At 74.2% G+C, this 229-nt stretch carries 1 protein-coding gene; it reads right to left on the reverse strand.

The window, feature by feature from the left end; all coding sequences use genetic code 11:
* A partial coding sequence (locus SB765_RS34525; protein WP_410933144.1) for a DUF533 domain-containing protein occupies positions 1–229 on the reverse strand: 229 nt, incomplete at both ends.

The raw sequence follows: 229 nt of genomic DNA on the forward strand, positions 1-229 counted from the left end.
CTTTGTAGGCCAGCACGCCGAGGGCCGCGAGACCGCCGTAGGTCAGGGCCTTGCCGCCGTACTTGCGGGCCTTCTTGTTGCCCAGCAGCAGGCCCATGGCCCCGGCTGCCAAGGCACCGCCACCGGCGCCGGAAAGCAGCCCACCGAGGCCGCCGGACTGGCCACCGAGCAAGCCGCCGAGGCCGCCCTGCGAGCCCTTGCCGTGCTCCGCCGGCGCTGCGCCTGCCTT

Source organism: Pseudomonas sp. SIMBA_067 (genome assembly GCF_046534675.1).
Taxonomy (GTDB): domain Bacteria; phylum Pseudomonadota; class Gammaproteobacteria; order Pseudomonadales; family Pseudomonadaceae; genus Aquipseudomonas; species Aquipseudomonas putida.